This window comes from Gordonia sp. NPDC003504 (assembly GCF_053587995.1).
In genome coordinates this window covers 1-9,193 of sequence record NZ_JBSFPC010000013.1, presented here as the reverse complement: position 1 = coordinate 9,193, position 9,193 = coordinate 1, and the positions used below count along the sequence as shown (strand labels likewise).

The 9,193-nt window shown below is 65.7% G+C and carries 7 protein-coding genes; 5 read left to right on the top strand and 2 right to left on the bottom strand.

From position 1 onward, the window contains the following. Window positions 1-971: 971 nt before the first annotated feature. The 3 genes from ACWDPV_RS19970 (at window position 972) to ppsA (ending at window position 5,742) form a co-directional block, all read left to right on the top strand. A complete protein-coding gene (locus tag ACWDPV_RS19970; RefSeq protein ID WP_449744344.1) occupies window positions 972-2,345 on the top strand; it encodes an NADP-dependent succinic semialdehyde dehydrogenase in 1,374 nt (457 codons plus the stop codon). A gap of 140 nt (window positions 2,346-2,485) precedes the next feature. After that, window positions 2,486-3,334 (top strand): pyruvate, water dikinase regulatory protein, encoded by an 849-nt coding sequence (locus ACWDPV_RS19965; RefSeq protein WP_449744343.1) that lies wholly within the window; start codon window positions 2,486-2,488, stop codon window positions 3,332-3,334. Between the two features lie 26 nt (window positions 3,335-3,360). After that, window positions 3,361-5,742, top strand: coding sequence for a phosphoenolpyruvate synthase (gene ppsA / locus ACWDPV_RS19960; RefSeq protein WP_449744342.1), 2,382 nt, complete (start codon window positions 3,361-3,363; stop codon window positions 5,740-5,742). Here the strand turns inward: ppsA and ACWDPV_RS19955 are convergent. After that, window positions 5,637-6,533, bottom strand: coding sequence for an oxygenase MpaB family protein (locus ACWDPV_RS19955; RefSeq protein ID WP_449744341.1), 897 nt, complete (start codon window positions 6,531-6,533; stop codon window positions 5,637-5,639). The two genes, ppsA and ACWDPV_RS19955, sit on opposite strands and share 106 nt — an antisense overlap. A 153-nt stretch (window positions 6,534-6,686) precedes the next feature. Between ACWDPV_RS19955 and ACWDPV_RS19950 the strand changes: the two genes are divergently transcribed. After that, entirely contained in the window at window positions 6,687-6,998 is a 312-nt protein-coding gene (locus ACWDPV_RS19950) for a hypothetical protein (protein ID WP_449744340.1), read from the top strand. 77 nt (window positions 6,999-7,075) lie between these two features. Further along, on the top strand, window positions 7,076-8,158 hold the full coding sequence (locus ACWDPV_RS19945; RefSeq protein ID WP_449744339.1) for a class I SAM-dependent methyltransferase: 1,083 nt from the start codon (window positions 7,076-7,078) through the stop codon (window positions 8,156-8,158). A gap of 563 nt (window positions 8,159-8,721) precedes the next feature. Here the strand turns inward: ACWDPV_RS19945 and ACWDPV_RS19940 are convergent. Beyond that, window positions 8,722-9,069, bottom strand: a complete 348-nt coding sequence (locus tag ACWDPV_RS19940) for a transposase (protein ID WP_449744338.1) — start codon at window positions 9,067-9,069, stop codon at window positions 8,722-8,724. Window positions 9,070-9,193 lie beyond the last annotated feature (124 nt).

Below are 9,193 nucleotides of genomic sequence, written 5' to 3'. Positions count from 1 at the left end.
ACTCCTCGACAGAAATGGACGATACCCTCAGCAAACTGTAAGAAACCAGCGATTTCGGATAAAACATCGTCGCCGCACACCAGAAGACTCTTCGTTGAGGCCGTAATATATTGCTATGCAACACTTTTGGACTCATACGAGCCCCCACAGAGAGGTAGTGCGAACACACTACGTCCATGTCCTTCGTTTGATTCGGAGCGATTTCTCCGCCTGGCGACGGCACAGAGTCTCAGGAAATCCTTCGCTAATGCGATCGTTCGGAATCCTTACGACGGAACACGTTCGCGCCCGAGCGTCAGAATTGACCGGACCCGTCCAGCATCCGGCCTTGCTTACAATATTTGCGGCGCTATCCCGAAACTTTGCATGGTGCCAATATCATTAGGCTGCCGTGCTAATCATTTCAAATCGCGTCCATTCGGCACCCGGAGAGAACCCTGTTCGATGACGTGATCTGCAGGACCGCAGACGTTTTCACGCCTGTGGTTGCGCTGCAGGCGGTTTCATTCATCGCCGTCGACGATCACGCCATCGGCGGCATGGACCAGATAGTCGATCGGGACGACGTATCCGATCCCGACATCAAAGGGGTTCCACACCCCATTCCTGAAGAGCCGTCACCGTCAGCTCCGCGGCCTCGATCCGAGTGCGTGGACAGACTCGCCACCAGGGTGGCTCGTGCCGCGCAATCGGCGCCCCTCACCCCAACTGTCCCCCGTGCGGTGCCGGTGACGCCGAGAAGACCGAGTGGATGATGGGCACGGCCGTACTCGCCGGCCGAGATGGTCCCGGAGCCGATCAGTCGCTCGAATTCGAGACGGTCGCCGTGGTCGGCCGCTTGCCAAAGCACGCCGGACGATCAGCCACCTGTGGATGAGTCCTCGGCACTCCCGAACCGCTGGTCATGAGCGTGGAGATCACCGAGTGGTAGTGGTGGTGAGGAACCATCCACGCGCGGAAGGACCGGCACCATGGCCATCGCCACCATCAACCCGACCACCGGAGAGACCGTCCGGGAGTTCGAGTCGCTGACCCCGACGGAGGTCGACGCCGCCCTCGACCGCGCCGCGTGGCGGTTCGCCGACTACCGCACCACGTCCTTCGACCAGCGGGCCACCTGGCTCCGGGCCACCGCCGACCTCCTCGAGTCCGAGGCCGACGATGTCGCGACGATGATGACCACCGAGATGGGTAAGACCCTCGCCGCGGCCAAGGCGGAGACACTCAAATGCGCCAAGGCCTTTCGGTATGTCGCCCATCACGGGGCGGCGATGCTCGCCGACGAGGTCGCCGACGCCGGGGCCGTCGGCGCCTCTCGCGCGTTCATGCGCTACCAGCCACTGGGCGTCATCCTCGCGGTGATGCCCTGGAACTTCCCACTGTGGCAGGCGGTCCGATTCGTCGCTCCCGCGTTGATGGCCGGCAATGTCGGCATCCTCAAGCACGCATCCAACGTGCCGCAGTCGGCACTGTACCTCGACGACGTGCTGCGCCGCGCCGGTTTCCCGGAAGGCTGCTTCCAGACCCTGCTGGTCGGGTCGGACATGGTCGAGTCGATCCTGCGCGATCCGCGCGTGGCCGCCGCAACCCTCACCGGAAGCGAGCCCGCCGGGCGTGCGGTGGCCGCGATCGCCGGCGATGAGGTCAAGCACACGGTGCTCGAACTCGGCGGCAGTGACCCGTTCATCGTCATGCCGAGCGCCGACATCGCCGCGGCCGCGCGCACCGCGGTCACCGCACGTGTGCAGAACAACGGCCAATCCTGCATCGCAGCAAAACGTTTCATCGTTCATACCGATGTCTACGACGAGTTCGTCGAGCGCTTCGTCGACGGATTCGGCGCCCTCGTCGTCGGCGATCCCACCGACGCGGCGACCGATGTCGGCCCGCTGGCCACCGAACAGGGCCGTACCGACCTCGAAGAGTTGGTCGACGACGCGGTCACCCGGGGCGCCTCGGTGCTGATCGGCGGGCGGCGCGTCGAACGTGCGGGCTGGTTCTATCAGCCCACCATTCTGGCCGACATCACCGCCGAGATGGACATCTACTCCGCTGAGGCCTTCGGGCCGGTCGCCGCCGTCTACCGGGTCGACGACATCGATGCGGCGATCACCATCGCCAACGACACCACCTTCGGCCTCGGCGGCAACGCCTGGACCACCGACACCGCCGAGCAGAACCGTTTCATCGACGACATCGTGTCCGGTCAGGTGTTCATCAACGGGATGACGACCTCCTACCCCGAACTCGGCTTCGGCGGTGTCAAACGGTCCGGGTACGGCCGAGAACTGACCGCCCACGGGATCCGCGAATTCTGCAACATCAAAACGGTCTGGATCGGCTGACGTACGGCGTGGCGCACGCCGGGGCCGCGTCGCTCGCCGCCGAGGCGAATGCCCGAAAAACGGACCCGCCCGTCGACCCGACGGACAGATGAACGATGATGGATACCCACAGTGACGTCGGGTGGCGGGAAAACGATCTGTTGAGTGAGACACAGACCCAGGACATCAGCCGTGCGATCCCGGTGTTCTTCCTCTCCGATAGCACCGGAATCAGCGCCGAGACCATGGGCAATGCCCTGTTGCTCCACTTTCCCGACCACCGGTTTGAACGGACCCTCATCCCGTTCATCACCACGCCCGACGATGCCCGCGAGGTGGTGGCGCAGATCGACACCACCATGGACGGCGGCGTCACACCGCTGGTGTTCGTGACGGCCGCACTCGACGATGTCCGTCAGGAACTCCACAAGTCCCGTGCGCCGCTGATCGACTTCTTCGACATGCACATGCTGGAGGTCGAGCGCATCCTCGGCGTCCGGGGTGCCCGGACTCCGGCACGGCTCCACGGGGTCGGCGACGTCAAGCGCTATAACGCGCGGATGCAGGCGGTGGAGTACGCGATCGAACACGACGACGGCCAGAGCGTCCGATCCCTGGACAAGGCCGACGTGATCCTGGTGGCCCCGTCGCGCTGCGGCAAGACGCCGACGACCATGTACCTCGCCCTGCAGCACGGGTTGCGTGTCGCCAACTATCCCCTCGTCGAGGAGGATCTGGCGAGTACCGATCTGCCCCGCCCGATCCGGCACCTGCAGGATCGCTGCTTCGGGATCATCACCAGCGCCGCCCGTCTGCACGCGGTCCGGACGGAGCGTCGCCCGGACTCGACATATGCCTCACTCCGGCAGTGCGCCTACGAGCTGCGTCGTGCCGAGGAGCTCTACCGCATGCATCACCTGCCGGTCATCGACTCGTCGGCGAAGTCCGTCGAGGAGATGTCCACGCTCATCCTGCAAGTACTCGCCCGCCGACCCCGAGTCCTGCACTGACTCGATCCCGCACTGAGGAGCAACACATGACCGACAACATCCGATGGTTCGCCGACCTCGGCCTTGCCGACCTCGAGCAGGTGGGCGGGAAGAATGCCTCGCTGGGTGAGATGGTGCGCAACCTGACCGACGTCGGCGTCCGGGTCCCCAACGGATTCGCCACCACCGCCGACGCCTACCGGCGCTTCCTGAATCAGCCGGGCGCCGACGGCCTCAGCCTGGCCAAGCGGATCAGTGCACGACTGGCCGACCTCGACACCGACGATGTGCAGGCGCTCGCGGAGGCCGGACGTGAGATCCGGGCCGCGGTCATGGATCAGCCGTTCCCCGAGGACCTCGACGCCGACGTCCGGACGGCGTTCGCGGAACTGTCCGGCGGCTCGGACGAGGCGTCGTTCGCCGTGCGCTCGAGTGCGACCGCCGAGGACCTGCCGGATGCCTCCTTCGCCGGGCAACAAGAGACCTTCCTCAACGTGCGCGGGATCGACGCCATCGTGCAGGCGATCAGGGAGGTCTTCGCCTCGCTGTACAACGATCGCGCCATCGCCTACCGGGTGCACCACGAGTTCGACCACGACGCCGTCGCCCTCTCCGCCGGAGTGCAACAGATGGTCCGCTCCGACATCGGCGCGTCCGGCGTCATGTTCACCATCGACACCGAGTCGGGCTTCGCCGACGCGGTCTTCGTGACCTCCTCCTACGGCCTCGGTGAAGCGGTCGTCCAGGGTGCGGTGAATCCCGACGAGTTCTACGTCTACAAGCCGGCCCTGCGTGCCGGTCGTCCGGCGATCCTCAAGCGTGGCATCGGCTCCAAGGCCACCAAGATGGTCTACACCGACGACCGCGCGGTCGGGCGGACGACCGAGTTCGTCGATGTCGATCCGGCGCAGCGAAAGCTGCTCAGCCTCAACGACAGTGAGGTCCAGGCCCTCGCCCGTCAGGCCCTGCTGATCGAGGAACACTACGGGCGGCCGATGGACATCGAGTGGGGCAAGGACGGCGTCGACGGCGAGCTGTACATCCTCCAGGCCCGTCCCGAGACCGTGCAGTCGCGCGCGGCGGTCACCGGCCAACAGCGGTATCGCCTCAACGAGACCGGACCGCTCCTCGTCGAGGGCCGCGCGATCGGCGCCCGCATCGGCTCCGGCGCTGTTCGCATCCTGGACTCGGTGGATCAGATGCATGAGTTCCAGGCCGGCGAGGTCCTCGTCGCGGACATGACCGATCCCGACTGGGAGCCGATCATGAAGCGCGCCAGCGCCATCGTGACCAATCGCGGTGGCCGTACCTGCCACGCGGCGATCATCGCCCGCGAACTGGGTATCCCCGCGGTCGTCGGCACGGGTGGTGCCACGAGGTCACTCGCGGCGGGCCGCGAGGTCACCGTCTCCTGCGCCGAGGGCGACGCCGGCTATGTCTACGACGGCTTGCTCGACTTCGACGTCACCGAGTCCTCGATCGAGTCGATGCCCGAGATCCGCACCAAGATCATGATGAACGTCGGCACGCCCGAGCAGGCGTTCGCCTTCTCCCGACTCCCGAACAGCGGTGTCGGATTGGCGCGCCTGGAGTTCGTCATCAATCGCCAGATCGGTATCCACCCGAAGGCACTGCTCGATTTCGGCTCCTTGGAGGGCCCCCTCAAGGAGCAGATCGGCGAGGCGATCGCCGCCTATCCGAGCCCTCGTGACTTCTTCGTCGATCGGGTGGCCGAGGGCGTCGCGACCATCGCCGCCGCGTTCGCGCCGCACCCGGTGATCGTACGGATGTCGGACTTCAAGTCCAATGAATACGCGAAGCTCGTCGGCGGCGAGCTGTACGAGCCGGAGGAGGAGAACCCGATGATCGGGTACCGCGGCGCGTCGCGGTACCTGTCGAAGGATTTCGCCGACTGTTTCGAGATGGAATGCGCGGCGCTGAAGTACGTACGCAACGAGATGGGCCTGACCAACGTCAAGATCATGATTCCGTTCGTGCGCACCCTCACCGAGGCCGAGGGCGTGATCTCGCTGCTCGACTCCCATGGGCTGCGTCGCGGTGAGAACGGTCTCGAGGTGATCATGATGTGTGAGGTGCCCTCCAACGCGGTCATCGCCGATGCATTCCTCGATCACTTCGACGGTTTCTCCATCGGCTCCAACGACATGACGCAGCTGACGTTGGGACTCGACCGCGACTCCGCGCTCGTGGCGGACGCGTTCGATGAGCGCGATCCGGCTGTGAAACACATGCTCGGCCTGGCCATCTCGGCCTGCAAGGCGCGCGGCAAGTACGTGGGCATCTGCGGGCAGGGCCCGAGCGATCACGCCGACCTCGCGGAGTGGTTGCTCGAGCAGGGCATCGAATCGATGTCACTGAATCCCGATACCGTGGTCGACACCTGGATGCGGTTGGCCGCGCACGGTTGATCACCGGCTCTTCGGCGGGCCTCGATCACCTTGTCGCGCACCTCGGCCGGCCACACATTTCGCGTGGGCGCCACCGCGTCTACCGCGGACAGGGCGGCGGCGTAGCGGGCGAGCGCGCGGCGATCACCCGCGGATGCAGTGACGCCGAGGTACCCGGTCGCGATCGGATGCTGGATCGCGCGCACCGCGCGGGTGGGTAGTCTCCGGAAGATCCAGTGATCGGGTCGCAACAGTTGCTGTCGATACCAGTCGAGTCCCGGTTCCGGGTCGAGTTCGGTGGCCAGTGCGTCGGCGAAGTACTCGTCGAACTCGCTCACCGTCGGCGGCATCTCTCGCGCGGAGATCCCGAAGCGCCGATACCACTCGCAGGTCTCGGCGTACAGCTGCTCGCGCAGCTGCGGACCGAGACCACCGAAGAAGACATCGACGCAAGTGAAGAGCGCGTCGACGTACGTGGCGTGTTCGAAGAAGAACACGCTCGGATTGAGTGCGTGGTAACGCTTTCCGTCGGGGCGCTCGCCGTGGAAGGCGTCGTGGCTGTAGCGAATCATCCGCACACCGTCGAAGTCCGCCTCGTACGCCGACCGCACGATGCACGGGGCGGTGCGGTGTTTGTGGACGAAGACACGGGATGTGACAACCGAAAACTCATGTGTCGCGGCCGCAATCGACGGATGCAGCATCTGCAGCGACACCGCCCGGCAGATCGACATGATGAATCGGCGATCACCGACGTAGCGCCACAGAAGCGAGTCCTCGTCGAGCCTCACCGATCTCGCATGCTTCGTCATTGCGTCCCCGTCCCCTTGCCGTCCATTACCCGACCAATATCTGGATACGATTGTATCCAGATGTTGGTCGGTGGCCGAGAACAGCGTCCCGCGACCCCTCCCACCGCTCAGAAGATTCGAACCTCGCACAGACCGACGAATACCCCAGTGACCGTGACGTCATGGGTGAAGGTTCCGACCACCGAGGCCGACGACGTCCCGACGACAACCGCGGGCGGCACTGCAGCCCAGACGCCCGCATGCACCGACCAACTCGACTACTCCTCAGATCCCCGGTCGAACGCCGAGATCAGCTCACAGGGCGCGCAAGCGGGAGTGTGTCCGGTACCGATCACCGTTCCGCCGGGCGAGACTCCACGATGCACCGATCAGATCGACTATGCCGGCGCCCCTCGGTCCAACGCCGAGATCAACTCGATCGGCGCGCAGACCGGCGTCTGTCCGGCCCCGATTCCCGGCCAGTGACGACGCTGCGGCCACCCGCCATCCGGTGATCCCGTGCCGGGTAACGTCAGTCGCACCGAGTACGAGGAGGTCCACCGATGACGGGGTTCGACAGGGATGCGGCGAAAGCGTTCCAGAGGCGCATGGTCGGCGTACTCAACGACTCCGCGCTCGGCCTACTCCTCGGTATCGGCGACGAGTTGGGACTGCTCGACGTGCTCGCCCGCACCGGACCGGCGGACTCGGCCACACTCGCGGCGGCCGCCGGTGTCGACGAGCGTTACCTGCGGGAATGGCTGAACGGGATCGTCGTGGGCGACGTCGCCGAGTACGACCCTGCGACCAGTCATTACTCGCTGCCTCCGGAAAGGGCGGTCTGCCTCACCCCTGCCGACGGCCCGGTGAACCTGGCCCGCAGCCTCCGGATGCTCACCATGCTCGCCGGGGTGGAACCCGAGTTGCGCGAACCGTTCCGGCATGGCGGCGGGCTGGGATATGACCGGTTCCCCGGATTCCACGCGCTGATGGCCGCCACCGCGCGAGCCACCCACGACGGGGGTCTGCTCGACGACGTGGTGCCCGCGGTGCCCGGGCTGCACGAGTTGCTGACCCGCGGCGCAGTGGTGGCCGACGTGGGCTGCGGCTCGGGGCATGCCGTCAATCTCCTGGCACGTGCCTACCCCACGAGCACCTTCGTCGGATACGACCTCGGCACCGAGGCGATCGAGGTGGCGCGCGCAGGGGCGAGTGACTGGGGACTCACGAACGCCACGTTCGAGATCCGAGACGTCGCACATCTCGACGAGACCGACACCTACGACGTCGTGACGGCGTTCGACGCGATTCACGATCTGGCGTTCCCCGACCGGGTACTCGCATCCATCGCGACCGCGCTGCGTCCCGGCGGCACATTCCTGATGGTCGACATCAAGGCCCAGTCCGCGGTCGAGGACAACATGTCGTTGCCCTGGGCGACGTATCTCTACACGATCAGTCTGATGCATTGCATGACCGTCTCCCTCGCCCAGGGCGGTGCCGGGCTCGGGACCGTGTGGGGCCGGCAGACCGCGGAACGCATGCTGGGCGAGGCGGGCCTGGTCGACGTCGAGGTCAAGGAGGTCCGAACCGACCCCTTCGACTATTTCTACGTCGCGCACAAGCCGCCGTCTCCGGTCGGGTGACTCGACCGCGGGCGACGGGTCAGCAGATGTCGATCGCCGACGAGCTACTGCCGAATCTCAGCATCCGGTAGGCCATGACTCCCTCGCACAGACCGATGTCGGAGGCGATCATGGTCACCGGCGACCCCGGCCCGATCGACTACACCGAGGACTCCCCGGGCGGTCCACTCATCCCAAACCGGCCTTGGACCCGGCCAACTTCCGCGCCGCGCATCGGTCATGCAACCGCTCACGCGGGGACGCGAAGGTGAAGACAACCCTCTGCATCCTGTCCGAGGACTGGGGACCCCCCAGGGGGTCGGATCACAAACGAACGCCCCTCGCGGAGCCTCCGCCAGTCTGGTTTCGTGTTCACAACACGGCCAACACCAGCCACGTTCTCCAGCGCGATTGACCAGCACGAACCACCAAGGAGAACCCTCATGCGCGACGTACAACGCGATGACCGTGCCCGGGCCTCGGCGGCCCGCACCCCTGACGAACAGGCCCCCGAACTCGTCGCCGCAGCCTTGGACCTCCCAGCCGCCGACTGACCCGCGACACGCCCCACGTGACATGAAATGTCATACGGGACAACGGGTTCCGACGGTGATAGTCTCGGCCCCGATCGTCGCCCCGGGCCTGGCCCCCCTCGGCCGCCATTTCAACACGGACTGCTCGGTGAGAAGTGTCCCCCGGGCCCGGATCGCCCGCCGGTAGCGGTCATTCACACTCTCGATCGCGTTGGTCGAGCAGATCACCCGCCGGATTTCGGTGTCGTAGTCCAGGAATGGTACTCGGGCCGAGCGTTCTCCCATTGCCGGATGATCGCCGGAAACCGCTGGCCCCACGCGGCGGCGAACTCGGCGAACCGTTCCTTGGCGGCAGCTTCGGTCGCGGGCGGCGTACACGGGTTTGAGGTCCCGCGCCATCTGATCCAATACTTACGCAACGCATACCGTGAATCGCCCCGGGTTTGCTGGAGGCTCGGTTAGTTGGTTCCAGCGGATGCCGGGACCGGGTTCTCACGGTAGCTGGTGACCGTGTAGGTCGACC